This window comes from Streptomyces aureocirculatus (genome assembly GCF_000720475.1).
GTDB lineage: Bacteria > Actinomycetota > Actinomycetes > Streptomycetales > Streptomycetaceae > Streptomyces > Streptomyces aureocirculatus.
Map to the genome: position 1 here is coordinate 54,181 of NZ_JOAP01000006.1, position 20,459 is coordinate 74,639.

The 20,459-nt window shown below is 70.7% G+C and carries 18 protein-coding genes and 2 tRNA genes; 11 read left to right on the forward strand and 9 right to left on the reverse strand.

From position 1 onward, the window contains the following. The first annotated feature begins 5 nt into the window (after positions 1 to 5). Positions 6 to 761 carry an AIM24 family protein gene (locus IG78_RS0107675; RefSeq protein ID WP_030560627.1) on the forward strand — a complete coding sequence of 252 codons (756 nt, stop codon included), beginning with the start codon at positions 6 to 8 and terminating at the stop codon, positions 759 to 761. Positions 762 to 870: 109 nt separating this feature from the next. Here the strand turns inward: IG78_RS0107675 and IG78_RS0107680 are convergent, their stop codons facing one another. Next, a complete protein-coding gene (locus IG78_RS0107680; RefSeq protein ID WP_030560628.1) occupies positions 871 to 1,395 on the reverse strand; it encodes an NUDIX hydrolase in 525 nt (174 codons plus the stop codon). Beyond that, positions 1,392 to 2,870, reverse strand: coding sequence for a zinc-dependent metalloprotease (locus IG78_RS0107685; RefSeq protein WP_030560629.1), 1,479 nt, complete (start codon positions 2,868 to 2,870; stop codon positions 1,392 to 1,394). The genes IG78_RS0107680 and IG78_RS0107685 overlap by 4 nt, the downstream gene beginning before the upstream one ends. A 344-nt stretch (positions 2,871 to 3,214) precedes the next feature. Here IG78_RS0107685 and IG78_RS0107690 point away from each other — a divergent pair, with 344 nt between their 5' ends. The 4 genes from IG78_RS0107690 to IG78_RS0107705 all read left to right on the forward strand — a co-directional run bounded on the left by IG78_RS0107690 (position 3,215) and on the right by IG78_RS0107705 (position 6,557). Further along, the gene (locus IG78_RS0107690) at positions 3,215 to 4,306 is read left to right on the forward strand and encodes an SDR family oxidoreductase (RefSeq protein WP_030560630.1); all 1,092 of its coding nucleotides are present in this window, start codon (positions 3,215 to 3,217) and stop codon (positions 4,304 to 4,306) included. A gap of 236 nt (positions 4,307 to 4,542) precedes the next feature. Continuing rightward, positions 4,543 to 5,004, forward strand: a complete 462-nt coding sequence (locus IG78_RS0107695) for a molybdenum cofactor biosynthesis protein MoaE (RefSeq protein ID WP_030560631.1) — start codon at positions 4,543 to 4,545, stop codon at positions 5,002 to 5,004. Positions 5,005 to 5,138: 134 nt separating this feature from the next. Further along, positions 5,139 to 5,321 (forward strand): hypothetical protein, encoded by a 183-nt coding sequence (locus IG78_RS0107700; protein WP_030560632.1) that lies wholly within the window; start codon positions 5,139 to 5,141, stop codon positions 5,319 to 5,321. A gap of 147 nt (positions 5,322 to 5,468) precedes the next feature. After that, a complete protein-coding gene (locus IG78_RS0107705; protein ID WP_030560633.1) occupies positions 5,469 to 6,557 on the forward strand; it encodes a YlbL family protein in 1,089 nt (362 codons plus the stop codon). A gap of 94 nt (positions 6,558 to 6,651) precedes the next feature. Here the strand turns inward: IG78_RS0107705 and IG78_RS0107710 are convergent, their stop codons facing one another. After that, positions 6,652 to 7,209: a PPA1309 family protein gene (locus IG78_RS0107710; RefSeq protein ID WP_249926090.1), complete on the reverse strand. Its 558-nt coding sequence runs from the start codon at positions 7,207 to 7,209 to the stop codon at positions 6,652 to 6,654. Positions 7,210 to 7,354: 145 nt separating this feature from the next. Here IG78_RS0107710 and IG78_RS0107715 point away from each other — a divergent pair, with 145 nt between their 5' ends. The 4 genes from IG78_RS0107715 (at position 7,355) to IG78_RS0107735 (ending at position 12,965) form a co-directional block, all read left to right on the forward strand. Continuing rightward, the gene (locus tag IG78_RS0107715) at positions 7,355 to 10,318 is read left to right on the forward strand and encodes a UPF0182 family membrane protein (protein ID WP_225882261.1); all 2,964 of its coding nucleotides are present in this window, start codon (positions 7,355 to 7,357) and stop codon (positions 10,316 to 10,318) included. A gap of 75 nt (positions 10,319 to 10,393) precedes the next feature. Next, positions 10,394 to 10,467: transfer RNA gene (locus IG78_RS0107725), tRNA-Met, on the forward strand. Positions 10,468 to 10,749: 282 nt separating this feature from the next. After that, positions 10,750 to 12,822 carry a tetratricopeptide repeat protein gene (locus IG78_RS0107730; RefSeq protein WP_037686589.1) on the forward strand — a complete coding sequence of 691 codons (2,073 nt, stop codon included), beginning with the start codon at positions 10,750 to 10,752 and terminating at the stop codon, positions 12,820 to 12,822. Positions 12,823 to 12,891: 69 nt separating this feature from the next. Beyond that, a tRNA-Met gene (locus IG78_RS0107735) sits at positions 12,892 to 12,965 on the forward strand. A 191-nt stretch (positions 12,966 to 13,156) separates the two neighbouring features. Here IG78_RS0107735 and IG78_RS0107740 read toward each other — a convergent pair. Beyond that, entirely contained in the window at positions 13,157 to 13,567 is a 411-nt protein-coding gene (locus IG78_RS0107740) for a Fur family transcriptional regulator (RefSeq protein ID WP_030560637.1), read from the reverse strand. A 153-nt stretch (positions 13,568 to 13,720) separates the two neighbouring features. Between IG78_RS0107740 and IG78_RS0107745 the strand changes: the two genes are divergently transcribed. Further along, positions 13,721 to 15,172, forward strand: coding sequence for a catalase (locus tag IG78_RS0107745; RefSeq protein WP_030560638.1), 1,452 nt, complete (start codon positions 13,721 to 13,723; stop codon positions 15,170 to 15,172). Between the two features lie 114 nt (positions 15,173 to 15,286). Here the strand turns inward: IG78_RS0107745 and IG78_RS0107750 are convergent, their stop codons facing one another. Together IG78_RS0107750 and hisN are read right to left on the reverse strand one after the other, a co-directional pair. Next, positions 15,287 to 15,685, reverse strand: coding sequence for a CBS domain-containing protein (locus tag IG78_RS0107750; RefSeq protein WP_030560639.1), 399 nt, complete (start codon positions 15,683 to 15,685; stop codon positions 15,287 to 15,289). Between the two features lie 222 nt (positions 15,686 to 15,907). Continuing rightward, positions 15,908 to 16,708 (reverse strand): histidinol-phosphatase, encoded by an 801-nt coding sequence (gene hisN, locus IG78_RS0107755; RefSeq protein WP_030560640.1) that lies wholly within the window; start codon positions 16,706 to 16,708, stop codon positions 15,908 to 15,910. Positions 16,709 to 16,861: 153 nt separating this feature from the next. On the opposite strand from hisN, the gene IG78_RS0107760 reads away from it, so the two are divergent. Then, complete coding sequence (locus tag IG78_RS0107760) at positions 16,862 to 17,467, forward strand: TetR/AcrR family transcriptional regulator (RefSeq protein WP_030560641.1); 606 nt, start codon at positions 16,862 to 16,864, stop codon at positions 17,465 to 17,467. Between the two features lie 47 nt (positions 17,468 to 17,514). Here the strand turns inward: IG78_RS0107760 and IG78_RS0107765 are convergent, their stop codons facing one another. The 3 genes from IG78_RS0107765 to aroA all read right to left on the reverse strand — a co-directional run bounded on the left by IG78_RS0107765 (position 17,515) and on the right by aroA (position 20,328). After that, positions 17,515 to 17,838 (reverse strand): DMT family transporter, encoded by a 324-nt coding sequence (locus IG78_RS0107765; protein WP_016645400.1) that lies wholly within the window; start codon positions 17,836 to 17,838, stop codon positions 17,515 to 17,517. Between the two features lie 131 nt (positions 17,839 to 17,969). After that, positions 17,970 to 18,980 carry a ribosome small subunit-dependent GTPase A gene (gene rsgA / locus IG78_RS0107770; protein ID WP_030560642.1) on the reverse strand — a complete coding sequence of 337 codons (1,011 nt, stop codon included), beginning with the start codon at positions 18,978 to 18,980 and terminating at the stop codon, positions 17,970 to 17,972. 16 nt (positions 18,981 to 18,996) lie between these two features. Continuing rightward, entirely contained in the window at positions 18,997 to 20,328 is a 1,332-nt protein-coding gene (gene aroA, locus IG78_RS0107775) for a 3-phosphoshikimate 1-carboxyvinyltransferase (RefSeq protein ID WP_030560643.1), read from the reverse strand. Positions 20,329 to 20,459 lie beyond the last annotated feature (131 nt).

Consider the following 20,459-nt stretch of genomic DNA (forward strand, 5'->3'; position numbering starts at 1 on the left):
ACACCATGCAGAGCTCGCTTTTCGCGCACACCGAGCAACAGACCCAGGAGCGCTACACCGTCCAGAACCCGCAGCTCCTTCGGGTTGCCCTCGAAGGCCATGACGACGTGCTCGCCCGCAAGGGCGCCATGGTCGCCTACCAGGGGCTCATCGAGTTCGACGCCGAGTTCCAGAGCGGGGGCCAGCAGCACGCCCGCGCGTACACCGGCGAGGGCCTGGACCTGATGCGCTGCCACGGCCAGGGCACCGTCTACTTCGCGAACCTCGCGCAGTACATCCACCTGGTGGACGTGGACCAGGACGGTCTGACGGTGGACAGCTCCTACGTCCTCGCCATGGACTCGTCCCTGACCCACCAGGTCATCGCCGTGGACAGCCAGTACGGCATCTCCGGCTCCGGCAAGTACCAGCTCAACATCACCGGCCGCGGCAAGGTCGCCCTGATGACGTCGGGGCAGCCGCTGATGCTCCAGGTCACCCCGGACCGGTACGTCAACGCCGACGCCGACGCGGTCGTCGCCTGGTCCAACGGGCTGCGGGTGCAGATGCAGGCCCAGACGCACTCGTCGGGCGTGTGGCGGCGCCGCGGCAACACCGGCGAGGGCTGGGAGCTGAGCTTCATGGGGCAGGGCTACGCCCTCGTCCAGCCCAGCGAGATGCTGCCGCCGCAGCACGCCACCGTCGGCCAGGGCGCCCGTGCCCAGTTCGGCATGGGCCAGCAGGGCGCCCGCGGGCAGAACCAGGGCAACGTCTGGACCTGAGTGTTTCTCCCGGGGACGGGGACGGGGACAGGAGCAGGTCGCGGGGAACTGCGGGCCGGTTGTGGCTGGTCGCGCAGTTCCCCGCGCCCCTTTCAGGGGCCCACGCCAGTTACAGGCGTGCCCTCGTCGCCTCTACGAGGCGTACGACCGACCGGTCCGCCACGGCCGCCACCTCGTCGTACGGGAACCAGCGCAGGTCAAGTGACTCGTCGCTGATCGCCTCGACCGCGTCCGCCGGGGCGAGCGCCGCGTACTGCACGTCGAGGTGCTGGGTGCACGGTCCCGGGATCGGGTGCCGGTCCAAGCGGACGGGGCCGCCCGCGAGGAGCGTCAGGCCGGGCACGCCCGACTCCTCCGTGGCCTCCCGCAGCGCCGCCGCGGCCAGCGTCGTGTCGCCCGGCTCGCAGTGGCCGCCCATCTGGAGCCACATCCGCAGCTTCCTGTGCAGCGTGAGCAGGACACGTCCGCGCGTGGGGTCGACGACCAGGGCGCTCGCGGTCACATGGCCCGCCGTGCACGCCTTCCAGAGGCCGTCCTCGGCGTGGGCGTACAGGTGGTCCAGGTAGTACTGGCGCAGCTCGGGCTGGTTCTCGTAGCCCTTCAGTACGAGGACCGCGTCATCGTGCAGGGTCACTTGCCGTCGTCGCCCTTGCCGTCGCCGTCCGTACGGTCGTCGTCGCCCTTGGACAGGTCCGGGGTGTCGCCCTTGGTGAGGTCCGGCTTCGCGGAACCGGAGCCGGAGTCCGCCGCCTCGCCGAGCATCTTGTCCAGCTCGGAGAAGTCCAGGTGCTCGCGGTGCACGAAGCCGTCCGGGTCGTCCAGGTCCGACGCCGTCGGCAGCATGTCCGGGTGGGCCCACAGGCCGTCCCTGCCGTCCACCCCGCGCGCGTCCGTGAGCGAGGCCCACAGGCGCGAGGCGTCCCGCAGCCTGCGCGGACGCAGCTCCAGGCCGATGAGCGTGGCGAAGGTCTGCTCGGCGGGTCCGCCGGTGGCACGGCGCCTGCGCAGCGTCTCACGCAGTGCGTCGGCGGACGACAGACGGGGCTTCGCCGCCGCGTGCACGACCGCGTCCACCCAGCCCTCCACGAGCGCCAGAGCGGTCTCCAGGCGGGCGAGGGCGGCCTTCTGCTCGGCCGTGTCCTCCGGCTGGAACATGCCCTGCTGGAGCGCCTCCTGGAGCTGCTCGGGGTTCTGCGGGTCGAACTGGCCGACGACGTCCTCCAGCTTGGAGGTGTCGACCTTGATCCCGCGCGCGTACCCCTCGACGGCGCCGAACAGATGCGAGCGCAGCCACGGCACGTGGGCGAAGAGCCGCTGGTGGGCGGCCTCGCGCAGCGCCAGATACAGGCGCACCTCCTCCATGGGGACGCCCAGGTCCTTGCCGAAGGCCGTCATGTTCACCGGAAGCAGCGCCGCCTTCCCCGCGGGGCCCAGGGGCAGGCCGATGTCCGTGGAGCCGACGACCTCGCCCGCGAGGACGCCGACGGCCTGGCCGATCTGCTGGCCGAACATCGCGCCGCCCATGGAGCGCATCATGCCGATCAGCGGGCCCGCCATGGCCTGCATCTCCGCGGGCAGGACGTCGCCCATCGCCAGGCCGACGCGCTCGGCGACCGGGTCGACGAGCTCCTTCCACGCGGGCAGGGTCGCCTCGACCCACTCGGCGCGGCTCCAGGCCACGGCGCTGCCCGCGCCGGACGGCAGGGACGTCGCGTCGTCCAGCCACAGGTCCGCGAGGCGTACGGCCTCCTCGACGGCGGAGCGCTCGGCGGGGCCGACGCTCGCGTCCTTGGTGCCGTCCGCCGTGCCCTGGGAGACGGTCTGGCGGGCGATGTCCTTGGCCATGTCCCAGTTCACCGGGCCGCCCTCGTACGACAGCATCTGGCCGAGCTGCTGGAAGGCGGCGCCCAGGTCGCCCGGGTTCATCGACCCGAACATGGCGGCGAAGGGATTGTCACCGGCGCCTCCGGCGCCCATCGCCCCGAAACCGAACGGGTTGGCAGGGCCACCGGAACCCTGTCCCCCTCCGGGGGTGTCCTTCTTCTTGCCCTCGTCGCCGTTCTCCGGCTCCTCCGGCGGAAGGCCGAATCCGAATGGGGTGTCACTCACGGGATTCCTCGGCTCGTTGGGCCACCGGATCCTGGATCCGGTGGCGATTGCCCGACAACACCACCCAGCGTAGACACCCCGGCCGGATCGGGCCTCGGTGCTTCGCCGCCTCGGGGGCTGCGGCAGGATGGATGCCACCTGGTACGTACGCGTCAGTTCGCGCACATACTGAAGACAACCGCTGGAGACGCCCGGTGAGTTCCCCAGATCCACAGGTTCGCGCAGCGCGAAACCCTTCCGACCCGACCCCGCCCGGCCCCGACGGAGGGCAGGACTCCGTGCGAGCGCAGGACTCCGCGCGGGAGCAGGACTCCGCACCGGCGGGCGAGCCGCCGTCCGCCGCGGTGGCGCCCTCGCGCGACGGCTCGTCGCCCGCGGCCCCGCGCGGGCCCGTCGTCGCCGTCACCGGCGCGGCAGCGGGCGTGGGCGCGCAGCTCACCGAGCGCCTCGCCGCGTCCGAGCAGATCAAGCAGGTCGTGGCCATCGACGAGCGGCGCGGCGAGTGCGCGCGGGCCCAGTGGCACATCCTGGACGTCCGCGACCCGGCCATCGCGGAGAAGCTGCGCGGTGTCGACGTCGTCGTGCACCTGGCGCTCGACCTCGACCTGGAGACCGACGCCGCCGCCCGCACCGCGTACAACGTGCGCGGCACCCAGACCGTCCTGACGGCTGCGGCCGCCGCCGGTGTGCACCGTGTCGTGCTGTGCACGTCGGCGATGGTCTACGGAGCGCTGTCCGACAACGAACTGCCCCTCTCCGAAGACGCCGAACTGCGGGCGACTGCCGAGGCCACCGGTGTCGGTGACCTCCTGGAGATCGAGCGGCTCGCCCGACGGGCCCCGCGCGCGCACCCCGGCCTGAACGTCACCGTGGTGCGGCCCGCCATCCTCGTCGGCGGCACCGACACCGCGCTGACCAGGTACTTCGAGTCGCCGCGGCTTCTTGTGGTGGCCGGTTCGCGGCCCGCGTGGCAGTTCTGCCACGTCGACGACCTGTGCAGCGCGCTGGAGTACGCCGTCGTGGAGAAGGTCGACGGCGACCTTGCCGTCGGGTGCGACGGCTGGCTGGAGCAGGAGGAGGTCGAGGAGCTGAGCGGCATCCGGCGCATGGAGCTGCCCTCCACGGTCGCTCTCGGCGCGGCGGCGCGGCTCCACCGGATCGGGCTCACGCCGTCCCCGGCGGGCGACCTCGCCTACACGATGTACCCCTGGGTCGTCAGTGTCAGCAGGCTGCACGACGCGGGGTGGCGGCCGCAGTGGACCAACGAGGAGGTGCTCGCGGAGCTGCTCGACGAGGTGGCCGGGCGGCGCACTGTTGCCGGGCGGCGGCTCGGGCGCAAGGACGCGACCGCCGCGGGGGCCGCGGGGGCGACGGTGGCTCTGCTGGGTACGGCTGCGCTGGTGCGGCGGGCGCGGAAGGCGCGGAGGCGGATGTAGGCGTGGCCCGGCTTCGGCCTGGCCCCGCCTGGTCTGGCTGGGTACGGGGCCGGGGCCGGGGCCGACAGGACGGTTGCCCGGCGTCGGGGGCTGTGCCCACCCATCCCCAAGCTCTCGGCTCCGCTCGAGCGGGACAGACCCCACTCGCCCTGCGGGACGATTGCCCACAGGGGTGCTGCTCTCGCTGTAGGAAAGCGCTATTTCGGGTTGTCAGTGGTGTGCGGCACGATGGCCGTATGGCACGTAATCCGATGGACCACCCCGGGGAGCAGCCCGGTGCCGAGCCGGTTCGGCTGCTTGCGATCCGGGACACCCCGCTCTCGCTCGACGAGGTCTTCCGTGCCGTCGGTGACGACGCCGCTGGGGGCACGGCGCTGTTCGTCGGGACGGTGCGCAACCACGACGGGGGCGCGGACGTCGACGAGCTCGGGTACTCCAGCCACCCGAGCGCCGAGGCGGAGCTGCGTCGCGTCGCGGAGAAGGTCGTCGCCGACTTCCCGGTGCGCGCCCTGGCCGCCGTGCACCGCGTGGGGGACCTCTCCGTGGGCGATCTCGCGGTCGTGGTCGCCGTGTCCTGCCCGCACCGCGCCGAGGCGTTCGCGGCCTGCCGCAGGCTGATCGACGACCTCAAGCACGAGGTGCCCATCTGGAAGCACCAGCGGTTCTCCGACGGCCAGGAGGAGTGGGTCGGGGCCTAGACAGACCCGGCCACCCTGAAGGGCTCCGGTTGCGTAACCGGACCCCTGCTGTGAGCGTTGTCGGAGCTGATGGTTAATCTGCTGATCAGTCAGTTGCGGTCAGTCGTGGTCGCTCAAGGGGTCAGGAGGTCGACATGGCATCGCTCGCCTGGCTGCTGATTCCGGTTCTCGCGGCCGTCGGTGCCGGTCTGTGGGCCGCGTGGGCCAACCGGGCCCGCAAGAGCGGCAGGACGGGTGACAACAGCGAGCTGAACGGCTACGCGGCGTTCCGTGAGGCGATGGAGAAGTCCCGCTCGGGCACCGACACCGCCGCCTGACCCTGCTGCGGGCCCGCGGCGGTCTCGTACGGACGCCCGTGGCGGTCTCGTAGGGACGCGCGCGGCGGTCTCGTACGGGAAGCCCGCGGCGGTCTCGTACGGACGCCCCAGGGATGCACGCACAGGGCCGTCCCGTACTGTCGTTCCATGCCACGCCGCACTGCGACGATGCTCGCCTCCACCCTGATGCTGATCGCGCTGCTCTGCGCCGGAGTGCTCATCAAGGTGCCGTACTCGGAGATGTCCCCGGGGCCCACGGTGAACACCCTGGGCGATCACGGCGGCGAGCCGGTGCTGCAGATCTCGGGCCACAAGACGTACCCCACGAGCGGCCACCTGAACATGACGACGGTCAGGGTGACCAGCGCCGACTACAAGATGAACCTCGCGGAGGCCGTGTACGGCTGGCTGGCGCACGACAACATCGTGGTGCCGCACGACACCCTGTACCCGGACGGCAAGACGGAGCAGCAGTCCAGCCAGGAGAACGCCGAGGAGTTCAGCCAGTCCCAGGAGAGCGCGAAGGTCGCCGCCCTGAAGGAACTGAAGCTCCCGGTGAAGTCGCAGGTGGTCGTCTCCACCGTCTACAAGGACAGCCCCGCCGAGGGCAAGCTGCACGCGGGTGACGTGATCAGAAGCGTCGACGGGAAGCCCGTGAAGCGGTTCACGGACGTCGCCGAGCTCGTCACGAAGCACAAGGCGGGCGAGCCCGTCGTGTTCGGCATCGTCCCCGTCAAGGAGGCCGCCGCCGCCGAGAAGGCCGACAAGAAGCCGACGGCCACCGAGACCGTGAAGATCACCACGGAGAAGGCCGAGGACGACGGGCGCGCGGTCGTCGGCATCAAGGCCGGGACCGACCACACGTACCCGTTCACCATCGACATCAAGCTGGCCGACGTGGGCGGGCCGAGCGCGGGCCTGATGTTCGCCCTCGGCATCGTCGACAAGCTCACGCCCGGCGACCTCACCGGCGGCAAGTTCGTCGCGGGCACCGGCACCATCGAGGAGGACGGCAAGGTCGGCCCGATCGGCGGCATCGAGATGAAGACCGTCGGCGCGCGCGACAAGGGCGCCGAGTACTTCCTGACGCCGAAGGACAACTGCGCCTCAGCGGCGAGCGACGTCCCCGACGGGCTCACGCTCGTCAAGGTGAACACCATCGCCGACGCGGTGAAGTCCCTCAAGGCCATCAGCAAGGGCGACACCGCCGACCTGCCGAAGTGCACCACGAGCTGACGGTCCGGTACGACACGCCCCGACACGCCCCGGCACACCCCGGTACGACCCGGCCGAGGCCGACAGCGGCCCCGGCCGAGAAATTGCCCGGCGGCTACTCCGCGAACGTCGCCGCCAGCGCCTCCGCGAGGCCCGGCACCAGGTCGGAGCCCGTGAGCACCTCCGTCGGCGAATCCTTCTCGCGCAGCCGCAGCGCCGACTCACGGGCGCCGTCACGCAGCACCGCGACGGTCATGCGGACCTCCTGCCGCTCCGGGTGCTTGGCCACCCACTTGGCGAGCTGCTTCTCGCTCATGCCTTCCGGAACGGAAGCCTCCGCGGACGGCGGCAGCATGAGCCGCTCCACACTGAGGGCACAGCCGACGACCGAGTCGGGCCAGGCGATGGTGCCGAGGAACTCGTCGAGGGGCGAGCCCGCGGGCAGTTCGTCCTGCTCGATCGGGGTGAGCGGAGCAGCGGAGGCGTCTTCGGACAGACCCAGGCGGTCGGCCAGGGTCGGCTCCTGCGTACGCAGCCGTGCGGTGTCGACGAGGGCGAAGAGACGGGCGGGCTGATCCCAGCCGAGCCCGCCGACATAGTCGTCGATCTCGAGCACGGCAACGGTCAAGGGGCTCGCGGCCATCGGTGGGCCGGAGGGGGAAACGTTGGGCATGCCCAATATCCTGCCTCGTTCGGACCCGGGAACGGGAACTGAGTAAAGCATCGGTAAGTTGCATGAGTGGGCTCTACGATCGCGGGGCCCGTTTCAGCCAGCCACAGCTACAGCGAACTTCGAGGTGCGCACCTTGGCTTTCCAGATGCCGGACCGCGGCGGAGGCCCGACGGGGCCACGGATCAGAGTGGGCCGACCGTCCCGTCGTGTCCGGACCCTGCTCATGACGCTCGGCGTCCTGGCCGTCCTTGCCATGGCGTTCGTCATGTTCGCGGGATTCTGGACGGACTGGCTCTGGTACCGCTCGGTCCACTATTCATCGGTCTTCACCACCACCCTGACGACCAAGATCGGCTTGTTCTTCGTCTTCGGCCTCCTCATGGCGGCCGCGGTCGGCGTGAACATCTGGCTGGCGCACCGGCTGCGCCCGCCGCTCAGCGCCATGTCGATGGAGCAACAGAGCCTCGACCGGTACCGCATGGCGATCGCGCCCTACAAGAAGTGGCTGCTGATCGGCATCACAGCCCTCGTCGGCCTGATCGCGGGTGCGTCCGCCTCCGGCCAGTGGCGCACCTGGCTGATGTGGGTCAACGGCGTCCCCTTCCACCAGAAGGACCCCCAGTTCCACCTGGACGTGGCCTTCTTCGCCTTCGACCTGCCCTGGTACCGCTTCCTGCTCGGCTTCGGCTTCGCGGCCACGGTGCTCTCGGTGATCGCCGCCGCCCTGACCCACTACCTGTACGGCGGTCTGCGCATCACCAGCCCCGGCGGGCGGGCCACGGCCGCCGCGACCGGTCATCTGTCGGTGCTCATCGGCATCTTCGTCGCCCTCAAGGCGGTCGCCTACTGGCTCGACCGGTACGGCCTCGCGGTGAAGTCCAGTGACTTCAAGGCCACGGGCAACTGGACGGGCCTGCGCTACGTCGACGCGAACGCCTATCTGCCGGCGAAGACCATCCTGTTCTGCATCGCCGTCATCTGCGCGCTGCTGTTCTTCGCGACGCTGTGGCGGCGCACCTGGCAGTTGCCGGTCATCGGCTTCGGCCTGATGGTCCTCTCCGCGATCCTCATCGGCGGTCTGTACCCGGCCATCGTGCAGAAGTTCCAGGTCCAGCCGAACGAGCAGGCCAAGGAGTCCCCGTACGTCGAGAAGAACCTAGAGGCGACCCGCAAGGCGTACGGCATCGGCGGCACGGACGTCACGGAGTACCCCGGCGTCAGCAAGACCCAGGACAAGACGAAGCTGCGCGACGACGTCGCCGGCGCCGCGAGCCTGCGTCTGCTCGACCCGAACATCGTCTCGCCGACGTTCCAGCAGTTGCAGCAGATGAAGAACTACTACGGCTTCCCGTCGAACCTGGACGTCGACCGGTACAAGACGAAGGACGGCAAGGCCCAGGACACCGTCATCGGTCTGCGCGAGCTGAACCTGGACGGCATCCCGAAGAACAACTGGATCAACGACCACTTCCGTTACACCCACGGGTACGGCGTGGTCGCGGCCAAGGGCACCGAGGCCGACGACCAGGGGCGACCGAAGTTCACCGAGTCCGACCTGCCGTCCAAGGGCAGCCTCGGCAAGTACGAGCAGCGGATCTACTACGGCGAGAAGACCAAGCAGTACTCCATCGTCGGCGGTCCCCAGAAGGAGATCGACTACTCCGACGACGACGGCGAGAAGACGACGAGCTACAGGGGCAAGAGCGGCGTCAACCTCTCCAATCCGCTCAACCGGGCCGCGTACGCGGTGTCGTTCGGCGAACCGCAGATGCTGTACTCCGGAGCGATCGGAGAAGGCTCGCGGATCATGTACAACCGCACGCCCAAGGAGCGCGTCGAAGCGGTGGCCCCCTGGCTCACCATCGACGGTGACGCCTACCCGGCGGTCGTCGGCAACAAGATCCAGTGGATCGTCGACGCGTACACCACCACGAACGGCTATCCGTACGCGTCGCGTACCACGCTCGGCGACACCACGGCCGACTCGCTGACCGCGAAGAACAACCAGCGGGTGGTGGCCCAGCAGAACCAGGTCAACTACATCCGCAACTCCGTGAAGGCGACCGTCGACGCCTACACCGGAGACGTCAAGCTCTACGAGTGGGACACCAAGGACCCCATACTGAAGACGTGGCGCAAGGCGTTCCCGGGCACCGTCAAGGACAAGAGCGAGATCTCCGCCGACCTGATGGACCACCTGCGCTATCCGCAGGACCTCTTCAAGGTGCAGCGCGAGCTGCTCACCCGCTACCACGTGAAGGACGCCGAGACGTTCCTCAGCGGCAGCGAGGTGTGGCAGGTGCCGGACGACCCGACGAACCAGACGTCGAGCGCGGTCCCGCCGTACTACCTGAGCATGAAGATGCCCGGCCAGAAGAAGCAGGACTTCTCCCTGACGACGTCCTTCAATCCCAACGGCCGGGACAACCTGAGTGCCTTCATGTCGGTGAACGCCGAGCCGGGCACCGATGACTACGGCAAGATCAGAATCCTGAAGATGCCGTCGAGCACGACGGTCGACGGACCCAAACAGGTGCAGAGCAAGTTCAACTCCAACGAGGCGATCGCCGAGCAGATCCGATTGCTCAAGGGCGGCGACTCCGAGGTCGACTACGGAAACCTGCTGACGGTGCCGCTGGACGGAGGCCTGCTCTATGTGGAGCCCGTCTACGTCAAGGGCGGCGGGCTGAAGTACCCACTCCTGAAGAAGGTCCTTGTCACCTACGGCAACAAGATCGCGTTCGAGGACACCTTGGACAAGGCGTTGAACGTGGTCTTCGGAGCCGAGAGCGCGACTCCGGTCGAGCCACCGGACAAGGGTGACAAACCCGACCCCGACAAGGAGAAGCCACCGGCGACCGGCGACTCCGACAACCCCGAGCTCCAGAAGGCCATCGACGACGCCCAGGCGGCGATCGAAGAAGGCAACACGGCGCTGAAGGAGCAGGACTGGGAGGCCTACGGCAAGGCCCAGAAGAAGCTCCAGGACGCCCTGCAGCGGGCCGAGGACGCCCAGGCCGAGCCGTCGGGAGACGGCGACGGGAAGGGGTCCGACAAGACCGAGGAGTCGGGTGATCCTGAGAAGCCCGACAAGGGCGGCGGCGGTTAGCCCGCCTGCCTGCTCCTAGCGCGCGAGCAGCGTGCGGGAGGCCCCCCGCGCCGTGGTACGGTTGCAACACAACGGCGCGGGGTGGAGCAGCTCGGTAGCTCGCTGGGCTCATAACCCAGAGGTCGCAGGTTCAAATCCTGTCCCCGCTACTGAAGACGAAGGCCCGGATCCTCAACAGGATCCGGGCCTTCGTCATGCCCGGCCGGGCATCGCCCGGGTGCCTATACCGGTGTCCCGTGCCATCGGTGTGGGGTTCGTGCGAAGAGTGGTTTGGGCGGGGGGAGTTGAGCAGACTTGTGTTTCACTTATCTCTCTGTGGGCATGTCGACAAAACGCTGAAGTGACCTCACTGGCTGCGGTATACCAGGTGTACCCAGGTTGCAGGTGGTGCGACGATGGACGTTATGGGGGACAAGGCAACTCTGTTGGAGATGGGGCGGTTTGCGCAGCCGGCCGACCGGGAGGATCCCGGGACGGCCGCGGACGAGTTGCGGCACCGGCTCGCCGCCGAGGCCGGAGATGTGGACGCGATGAGCGTTCTCGGCAGCCTGCTGCTGCGCCGCGGGGATCTCGACGGGGCCGAATCCTTGCTGCGCGGAGCGACCGCGGCCGGTGACCGGGCCGCGGCCAACAATCTCGGTGTCCTCCTGCATCAACGTGGATATGTCGACGAAGCGGCCGGATGGTGGCGCGTCGCCGCCGTCGCGGGTTCCTCGGCGGCGGCGCACGCGCTCGGCCGGTACCACCGCGAGCGCGGCGACGAGCCCGCCGCCGAGTACTGGCTCCGGCAGTCCGCCGAGCAGGGCCACACCCTGGGGGCGTACGCCCTCGCCGACCTCCTGGAGCACCGTGGCGACGTCGGCGCCGAGCGCTGGATGCGCACGGCGGCCGAGCGCGGCCACCGTGAGGCGGCGTACCGCTTGGCCAGAGCGCTTGACAAGCGGGCGGAGGACGAGGCCCCGGGCCCGGGGGAGGCGACGGGGCCGCGGACCGGCACCGGTGGACGACTCGGCGCCCCGGCGGGACTCGGCGTGGGCGCGCGGGCCGACGGTTGGCGGGCCGACGTCGCGCGGACCGTCGGGGCGCGGCCTGACGGAGTGAAGGTCAGAGGGGCGAAGGGTGAGGGGGCGAAGGGCGCAGGCGCAGGCGCGGGTGCTGGTGACGGGGCGCGTGTGAAGGTCACGCGCCCCACGACTGCCGCGCGCCCCGGTGACGCGCGCTCTGACAACGCACGCAAAGCAGGTGTCCGACCCGCGGCCCCCGAGGCAAGGCGCGCCGACGGCGGCAGCTTGTCGCTCGCCGACGAGGCCGAGCAGTGGTACCGGCAGGCGGCCGCGCGCGGACACCGCCGTGCCGCCCTGCACCTCGGCGCGATCCTGGAGCGGCGCGGCGAGCTGAAGGAGGCGGGGCGCTGGTATCTGACGTCCGCCAAGGACGGCGAGGCCCGCGCCGCGTGCGCGCTCGGCTTCCTGCTGCGTGACGCGGGCGACGAGGAGAACGCCGCCGTGTGGTGGCTCAGAGCCGCCCAGGACGGCGACGGGAACGCCGCGAACGCGCTCGGCGCGCTGCACGCCGAGCGCGGCGAGACCCAGACCGCCGAGCGCTGGTACCGCGCGGCGATGGACGCGGGCGACAACAACGGCGCGTACAACCTCGGCCTGCTCTGCGCCGAGCAGAAGCGCACCGCCCAGGCCGACCAGTGGTACCGCCGCGCCGCCTACGCCGGGCATCGCGAGGCGGCCAACGCGCTCGCCGTGCTGCTCCTCCAGGGCGGTGACGCGGCCGGTGCCGAGCCGTGGTTCTCCAAGGCCGCGGAGGCCGGCAGCGTCGACGCCGCGTTCAACCTCGGAATCCTGTACGCGAGCCGGGGCGACGACGCCGCGGCCCTGAAGTGGTACGAGCGGGCCGCCGCGGCCGGACACACCCAGGCCGCTCTCCAGGTCGGCACCGCACGGCTGCGCGAGGGCGACGAGCGGGACGCCGAACGGCACCTGCGGTGCGCGGCCGGCGGGGGCAGCGCGGAGGCGGCCTACCGGCTCGGCACCGTGCTCGACGCGCGCCGCCCGCCTCCCGGGCCGCCCGCGCTCGGCGAGCCCGCGGTACAGAAGACGGAGTGCGAGGAGTGGTACGAGCGCGCGGCCGAGCAGGGCCACCGGCGGGCGCAGGTCCGCGTCGGGATGCTCGCCGCGGCGCGCGGCGACGTGGTCGAGGCCGCGCGCTGGTACCGGTCCGCGGCGGAGGCCGGAAGCCGCAACGGGGCGTTCAACCTCGGCCTGCTCCTGGCCAGGGAGGGCAGCGAGCCGGAGGCGGCGCTGTGGTGGACGCGGGCCGCCGACGCCGGGCACGGCAGGGCGGCGCTGCGGCTCGCCCTGCTGTACGCGCGGCGGGGGCAGCTCGCCGAGGGGCAGCGATGGGCCTCGCGGGCCGTGGAGCTCGGTCCCGCGGAGGTCGCCGAGCGGGCGGGCCGGCTGCGCGAGGCGCTGCGCCAGGAACTGACGGCGTAGGGCGACGTCGGCCGCGTGGGAAGCGATTTGCGCTGGTCGTGGGCCTGACGTATGGTTGCAACACAACGGCGCGGGGTGGAGCAGCTCGGTAGCTCGCTGGGCTCATAACCCAGAGGTCGCAGGTTCAAATCCTGTCCCCGCTACTCAAGACGAAGGCCCGGATCCTCAAAGGATCCGGGCCTTCGGCGTGTGTGCTCCGAAATGTGTGTGCCCCGAAACGTGTGTGCCCCAAAAGAGGCCGCGGGCGGCGCCCGGAACGCCGTGAGTCACGCAAACGCGAGGGCCCGGCACCGCCGTGCGGTGCCGGGCCCTCGCGTGTTCAGTCAGCGCAGCGTCATGCGCAGTTCGGGCACACGCCCCGGTACGTGACCTCCACGTCCGAGATCGTGAAGCCGAAGCGCTCCGAGTCGGGGAGCGAGGCCAGCGGGTTGCCCGTCGGGTGCACATCGCGGATGGCGCCGCAGCGGGCGCACACCAGGTGCTGATGGGGCCGGTGCGCGTTCGGGTCGTACCGCTTGGCTCTGCGGTCCGTCGCGACCTCGATCACCTCGCCGAGCGACACCAGCTCGCCCAGCGTGTTGTAGACGGTCGCCCGGGAGATCTCCGGCAGCTTGACGACGGCGCGGGCATGGACCTCGTCCGCCGTCAGATGCACGTGCTCTCCGTCGAGGACCTCGACCACGACGCGCCGCTGCGCGGTCATGCGCCAGCCGCGTCCGCGCAGTCGTTCCAACAGGTCGCTCATGAAAACCAGCCTAACAGCACAGGGACCAGGTCCCGAATGGGTGTGACTTTGGATGTTTACTTGACTTAGACAAAGTCTATTGTAGGATCGGAAACGGCTCAGGCCAAGGGACAGGAAGTGCACGAATTGCACGAATTGACGCAGGAGGCGCACGTGACGCAGGGACCCCTCACCACGGAGGCCGGCGCACCGGTCGCGGACAACCAGCAGAGCGAGACGGCGGGTGCGGGCGGTCCGGTCCTGGTCCAGGACCAACTGCTCCTGGAGAAGCTCGCGCACTTCAACCGCGAGCGCATCCCGGAGCGCGTCGTGCACGCACGCGGCGCGGGTGCCTACGGCACCTTCACGGTGACCGCGGACGTCACCCGGTACACGCGTGCCGCGTTCCTCTCCGAGGTCGGCAAGCAGACCGAGACCTTCCTGCGCTTCTCGACGGTCGCGGGCAACCTCGGTGCCGCGGACGCCGTGCGCGACCCGCGCGGCTTCGCGCTGAAGTTCTACACCGAGGAGGGCAACTACGACCTCGTCGGCAACAACACCCCGGTGTTCTTCATCAGGGACGCCATCAAGTTCCCGGACTTCATCCACACCCAGAAGCGCGACCCGTACACGGGCTCCCAGGAGGCCGACAACGTCTTCGACTTCTGGGGCCTGAGCCCGGAGTCCACGCACCAGGTGACGTGGCTGTTCGGCGACCGCGGCATCCCCGCGTCGTACCGCCACATGGACGGTTTCGGTTCGCACACGTACCAGTGGACCAACGAGTTCGGTGAGATCTTCTGGGTCAAGTACCACTTCAAGACCGACCAGGGGATCAAGAACCTCACCGCTCAGGAGGCCGAGGTCCTCGCGGGCAAGGACCCCGACTCCCACCAGCGCGACCTCCGTGAGGCCATCGAGCGCGGCGAGTTCCCGACCTGGACCGTGGGTGTGCAGATCATGCCGGCGGCCGAGGCGGCGGAGTACCGCTTCAACCCGTTCGACCTGACCAAGGTGTGGCCGCACGCCGACTACCCGGTCATCGAGTTCGGCAAGCTGGAGCTCAACCGCAACCCGGAGAACGTCTTCGCCGAGGTCGAGCAGGCCATCTTCAGCCCCGCCCACTTCGTGCCGGGCATCGGCCCGTCCCCGGACAAGATGCTCCAGGGCCGCCTGTTCGCGTACGGCGACGCGCACCGCTACCGCGTCGGCATCAACGCCGACCACCTGCCGGTGAACCGCCCGCACGCCACCGAGGCGCGCACCCACTCCCGTGACGGCTTCCTGTACGACGGCCGCCACAAGGGCGCGAAGAACTACGAGCCGAACAGCTTCGACGGCCCGCACCAGACCGACCGCCCGCTGTGGGCGCCCACGGCGGTGTCCGGTGGAACCGGCAACCACGAGACGCCCTCGCACGCGGAGGACAACGACTTCGTGCAGGCGGGCAACCTCTACCGGCTGATGTCGGAGGACGAGAAGCAGCGCCTCGTCGACAACCTCTCCGGGGCGCTCGCGGGCGTGACCCGTGACGAGATCGCCGAGCGCGCGATCAACAACTTCCGTCAGGCGGACGGAGACTTCGGCAAGCGGCTGGAGGCCGCGGTCCAGGCCCTGCGCGGCTGAGACCCCAGCCCCTTGTCGTGGGTGACGGGCCGGATCCCCCCGGGGGTCCGGCCCGTCTGCCGTGCTCGGTCCGGAGACCGTGGCTGTGCTCGGTCCGGGAAACGCCTGCCGCGCTCAGGCGACCGTGGCCGTCTGCCGCCGCACCGGTGCCCAGCAGCGGATGATGTCGCGTACGGAGACGATGCCGGCCGGTTCGTCGTCGTCGAGCACGATGAGATGCCGGAACCCGCCGTGTGCCATCGCGTCGGCGGCGTCCTCCAGGGTCCAGGTCGGTCCCGCGAAGACGACGTCGGTCGTCGTGTGCGTGCCCGCGGTCTCGAGGTCCGGGTCCTGGCCGAGGCCGAGGGAGTTCAGGACGTCGCGCTCGGTCAGGATGCCGAGGCCGTAGGTGTCGGTGTCGAGGACGACGGCCGCGCCGACGCGACGGGCCGCCATCAGGTGGGCGGCCTGCCGAAGCGTGTGGGCGGGACCGATGGTGAGGACCACAGTGCTCATGGCGTCACGGACGAGCATGGGCTTGAGCCACCTCCTTGGTGAAACCGTGGTCCGCGCGAGGCCGAAGGATTGCCTCCGCTTGGCAGCGGTGCAAGGGGATCTCAGGCATCGACTTGGAGAAGGGTTTCACAAGTTCACAAGTGGGGGGACTCATAGAGTCGCAGGCGCGCGGGGTCTCAACAAGAGGGCGGAGGGGGGAAGTTCAGGGGCGCTCGGGTGCCGGGAGTGCGCGCGCGTGCTTCAGTAGCGCTGGTTCAGATAGCCGAGCAGTTCCTCGTGGAGCAGCCCGTTCGAGGCGGCCGCGTTGCCGCTGTGCGGGCCCGGGGTGCCGTCGAGGCCGGTGAAGCTGCCGCCCGCCTCGGTCACGACGATCGCGGTCGCCGCCATGTCCCACAGCGAGAGCTCCGGCTCCGCGCACAGGTCGACGGAGCCCTCCGCCACCATCATGTACGGCCAGAAGTCGCCGTAGCCGCGCGTGCGCCAGCAGGCGCGGGTGAGGTCGAGGAAGCCGTCGAGGCGGCCCTGGTCCTCCCAGCCGCTCAGCGACGAGTACCCGAGCGAGGCGTCCTGGAGCCGGGAGACCTTGGAGACCCGCAGCCGGCTCGCGGAGGTCAGGCTGCGCCCGGTGTACGCGCCGCCGCCCTTCGCCGCCCACCAGCGACGGCCGAGCGCGGGCGCCGAGACGACGCCGACCACCGGCTGGAACCCGGTCTCGCCCGCCTCCATGAGGGAGATCAGCGTGGCCCAGACGGGCACACCGCGTACGTAGTTCTTGGTGCCGTCGATCGGGTCGATCACCCAGCGGCGGGGGCCCGTGCCCTCGATGCCGTACTCCTCGCCGAGGATCGCGTCCCGCGGCCTGGCCCGCTGCAACTGGCCGCGGATCAGCTCCTCGGCGGCCTTGTCGGCCTCGGTCACCGGTGTCATGTCCGGCTTGGTCTCCACCTTGAGGTCGAGGGCCTTGAACCGGTCCATGGTCGCGGCGTCGGCGGCGTCCGCGAGGACGTGGGCGAGGCGCAGATCATCGTGGTAGTCGGGCATGGGTGAACAGTATCGATCTCGTTTCGCACGGGCCACAGCGCGTGGGCGGCGGTGCCCGCGGGACCCCTTGACAGTGCCCGCGGGCGCGTCAACTCTGACGAGCAGGGCCGCAGGGGCCGCCCGGGCCCGGGGCCTGGGCAGCGGGAGGCGACGATGCCGGCAGCGCGGGAGTCACTGCTCGACGCGGCCTACACCGCGCTGGCCCGCAGGCCGTGGGCCGGTGTGCGGATGACCGACGTGGCGTCGGTGGCCGGGGTGTCCCGGCAGACGCTCTACAACGAGTTCGGCAGCAAGGACGGCCTCGCGCGGGCGCTCCTGCGGCGCGAGACGGACACCTATCTGCGCGGGGTGGAGCGGGCCCTCGCACAAGCCCGGGACCCGGTGGACCGGCTCGCGGCGGTGAGCGCGTGGACGATCGGTGCCGCGCGCGACAACGTCCTGGTGCGTGCGGTGCTCACCGGCTGCTGGAGCGAACGGCTCCCGGCGCCGAGCCGGGCGGCCGTGTCCAGCTCACCGGTGCCCGCGCAGCGCCGGGCGGACGCGGGCGTGCCCGCCCCCGGCGAACTCCTCGCCCAGGTGCGGGACCGGGCGATGGCCGCGCTGACGGAGCGGGGCCGCCCGTCCGAGACGGAGAACCTGGCGCGGGCCTGCGAGAGCGCGGTGCGCGTCGCACTGTCGTACGTGGTGGCGCCTGCGGGCCGGGAGGAGGACCCGGCACGGCTGGTGCGACGGGTGATCGCGGGGGCGGCGGGGCGGTAGCCCCCCGTCCCGCGCTCCCTGGGGTCAGCCCGACAGGCCCGAGGGTGTCAGTGCGCCGACCCCGACAACTGCAGCCCGATGACGCCCACGATCACCAGCGAGATCGAGACGATCTTCAGCGTGGAGACGAGGTCGCCCAGGAAGATCATGCCGTAGATCGCCGTGCCCGCCGCCCCGATGCCTGTCCAGACCGCGTACGCGGGCCCGACGTCCAGCTTCTTCAGGGCGAGCGTGAGCAGGCCGAAGCTGCCGAGGGCGAAGGACGCGAAGGCGATGGTCGGCCAGAGCCGGGTGAAGCCGTGCGAGAGCTTCAGGCAGACCGCGAAGCCCGTCTCTAGGATTCCGGCGACAATGACCAGCAGCCACGCCATGGTTGTGCCTCCCACGTCCGTACGTTCCGTGACCGCTTCACCAAAGCTTGAGTCAATCTTGGTGCGATTATGCACTTACCGGCGCGGCGGGGGTGTAAACAACGCGGAGATCAGGGCGAGGTGAGGCCTGGTCAGTCACCCTCGTGCCGCTCCCGCGTGGCGAGAAGCCGTCGCAGAGAGTACAGCCGCGCGGGGTCGGAGTGCCCCGCCGCCACCCACGCGTCGAGCCCGCAGTCCGGCTCGTCGTGGCTGCACGCGCGCGGGCAGTTCTCCGTGCCGGACTCCAGGTCGGGGAAGGCGTGGATGACGCGCGACGGGTCGACGTGGTGCAGGCCGAAGGAGCGCACGCCCGGAGTGTCGACCACCCAGCCCTCGTCGTCGGGCAGCGGCAGCGCGAGGGCGGAGGTGGTGGTGTGCCGGCCGCGCCCTGTCACGGCGTTCACATGGCCCACGGTGCGCCGCCGCTCCGGCGGCACGAGCGCGTTCACCAGGGTGGTCTTGCCGACGCCGGAGTGGCCCACGAACGCCGTGACCTTCCCGGCGAGTTCGGCGCGCACCACGTCGGCGGCGTCGCCGTCCTCCAGCTCGCCGCGGCTGGTGACGACGTAGGGGATGTGCAGGTCCCCGTACAGCTCAAGGAGCTTGTCCGGGGGCGCGAGGTCGGACTTGGTCAGGACGAGCAGCGGCGTCAGGCCGCCGTCGAAGGCGGCGACCAGACAGCGGTCGATCATGCGCGGGCGTGGTTCGGGGTCGGCCAGGGCGGTGACGATGGCGAGCTGGTCGGCGTTGGCGACGACCACGCGCTCGTACGGGTCGTCGTCGTCGGCCGTGCGGCGCAGCACGGAGGTGCGCTTCTCGATGCGCACGATGCGCGCGAGGGTGTCCTTCGCGCCGGAGAGGTCGCCGACGACGGCGACGCGGTCACCGACGACGGCGGCCTTGCGGCCCAGCTCGCGGGCCTTCATCGCCATCACGGTCCGGCCGTCGACGAGGCAGGTGAGACGGCCCCTGTCGACGGTGAGGACCATGCCCTCCGCGGCGTCCTCGTGCTTGGGACGGATGTGCGTGCGCGGGCGGTTGCCCTTGCGGTTGGGGCGGACGCGGATGTCGTCCTCGTCCGGGTTCTTCCCGTAGCGGCGCATGATCGTGTCTCGCCCGTCAGTTCCCGAGCATCCCGGCCCACAGTTCGGGGAAGTCGGGCAGCGTCTTGGCCGTCGTCGCGACGTTCTCGATCTGTACGCCGGGGACGGCGAGGCCGATGACCGCGCCTGCCGTGGCCATGCGGTGGTCGTCGTAGGTGTGGAAGACGCCGCCGTGCAGCGGGCGCGGGCGGATGTGGAGGCCGTCGGCGGTCTCGGTGACGTCGCCGCCGAGTTCGTTGATCTCCTTGGTGAGCGCGGCGAGCCGGTCCGTCTCGTGCAGCCGCAGATGGGCGACGCCGCGCAGGGTGGACGGCGAGTCGGCGAGGGCGGCGACGGCGGCGATGCCCGGCGTGAGCTCGCCGACCTCGCTCAGGTCCACGTCGAGGCCGTGGATCGAGCCGGAGCCCGTGAACGTCAGGCCCTGCTCGGTCAGCTCGCAGGAACCACCCATCTCGGTGAAGATGCGGCGCAGCGCGTCGCCGGGCTGGGTGGTGTGCGCGGGCCAGTCGGGGACGGTGACGCGGCCGCCGGTGACCAGCGCCGCGGCCAGGAACGGCTGGGCGTTGGACAGGTCGGGCTCGACCGTCAGATCGCGGCCGAGCAGGGCGCCGGGAGTGACCCGCCAGACGTTCGGCTCGCCGCCCGCCTCGGGGGTGTCGACCTGGGCGCCGGCGGCGCGCAGCATGTCGACGGTCATCCGGATGTGCGGCATGGAGGGCAGGGCGCTGCCCACGTGCCGCACCTCCACGCCCTGGTTGAAGCGCGGTGCCGAGAGCAGCAGCGCGCTCACGAACTGGGACGAGGAGGAGGCGTCGATCTCGACCTGGCCGCCGTCCAGGGCGCCGCCGCCGTGCACCGTCAGGGGCAGGGCGCCGCGGTTCTCGTCGTCGACGCGGGCGCCGAGGGTGCGCAGCGCGTCGATCACGGCGCCCAGCGGGCGCTCGTACGAACGGGGGTCGCCGTCGAAGCGGATGGGGCCGTCGGCGAGCGTGGCGACGGGCGGCAGGAAACGCATGACCGTGCCCGCGTTGCCGACGTCGACCGTGGCCGGGCCCTGGAGGCCCGAGGGGATCACGCGCCAGGCCTCGCCGGAGTCACCGGCGCCCGCGGAGCTGGAGGACACCGTCTCCTCGATGCCGACGCCCATGGCACGCAGCGCGGCCACCATCAGGAGGGTGTCGCGCGAGCGCAGCGGGCGGCGCAGCCAGCCCGGCTCGGCGGCGAGCGCGGCGAGGACGAGGCCACGGTTGGTGACCGACTTCGAGCCCGGCACGTGGACCGTCGCGGCGACGGCTCCGCTCGCGTACGGGGCTGGCCAGAGGGCGGTGTCTGTCGGGTTCACGGTCATGCCCACACTTTAGTGGTTGACGCCGAGAGCGAATCTTGATCAAAAGTGGCGAAACCCAGGCGAAACAGAGAAGGCGCCGACAGAACTGGTGCGCGAACGCGTACGAGGACCGGTGCGGGAGCGGTGCCGGG

Coding starts and splice junctions, on each gene's coding strand:
- IG78_RS0107675 (WP_030560627.1), top strand. CDS start 6: ATGCAGAGCTCGCTTTTCGCGCACACCGAGCAACAGACCCAGGAGCGC.
- IG78_RS0107695 (WP_030560631.1), top strand. CDS start 4,543: ATGGCACGTAATCCGATGGACCACCCCGGGGAGCAGCCCGGTGCCGAG.
- IG78_RS0107700 (WP_030560632.1), top strand. CDS start 5,139: ATGGCATCGCTCGCCTGGCTGCTGATTCCGGTTCTCGCGGCCGTCGGT.
- IG78_RS0107705 (WP_030560633.1), top strand. CDS start 5,469: ATGCCACGCCGCACTGCGACGATGCTCGCCTCCACCCTGATGCTGATC.
- IG78_RS0107710 (WP_249926090.1), bottom strand. CDS start 7,209: ATGCCCAACGTTTCCCCCTCCGGCCCACCGATGGCCGCGAGCCCCTTG.
- IG78_RS0107715 (WP_225882261.1), top strand. CDS start 7,355: ATGCCGGACCGCGGCGGAGGCCCGACGGGGCCACGGATCAGAGTGGGC.
- IG78_RS0107730 (WP_037686589.1), top strand. CDS start 10,750: ATGGGGCGGTTTGCGCAGCCGGCCGACCGGGAGGATCCCGGGACGGCC.
- IG78_RS0107740 (WP_030560637.1), bottom strand. CDS start 13,567: ATGAGCGACCTGTTGGAACGACTGCGCGGACGCGGCTGGCGCATGACC.
- IG78_RS0107750 (WP_030560639.1), bottom strand. CDS start 15,685: ATGCTCGTCCGTGACGCCATGAGCACTGTGGTCCTCACCATCGGTCCC.
- hisN (WP_030560640.1), bottom strand. CDS start 16,708: ATGCCCGACTACCACGATGATCTGCGCCTCGCCCACGTCCTCGCGGAC.
- IG78_RS0107760 (WP_030560641.1), top strand. CDS start 16,862: ATGCCGGCAGCGCGGGAGTCACTGCTCGACGCGGCCTACACCGCGCTG.
- IG78_RS0107765 (WP_016645400.1), bottom strand. CDS start 17,838: ATGGCGTGGCTGCTGGTCATTGTCGCCGGAATCCTAGAGACGGGCTTC.
- rsgA (WP_030560642.1), bottom strand. CDS start 18,980: ATGCGCCGCTACGGGAAGAACCCGGACGAGGACGACATCCGCGTCCGC.
- aroA (WP_030560643.1), bottom strand. CDS start 20,328: ATGACCGTGAACCCGACAGACACCGCCCTCTGGCCAGCCCCGTACGCG.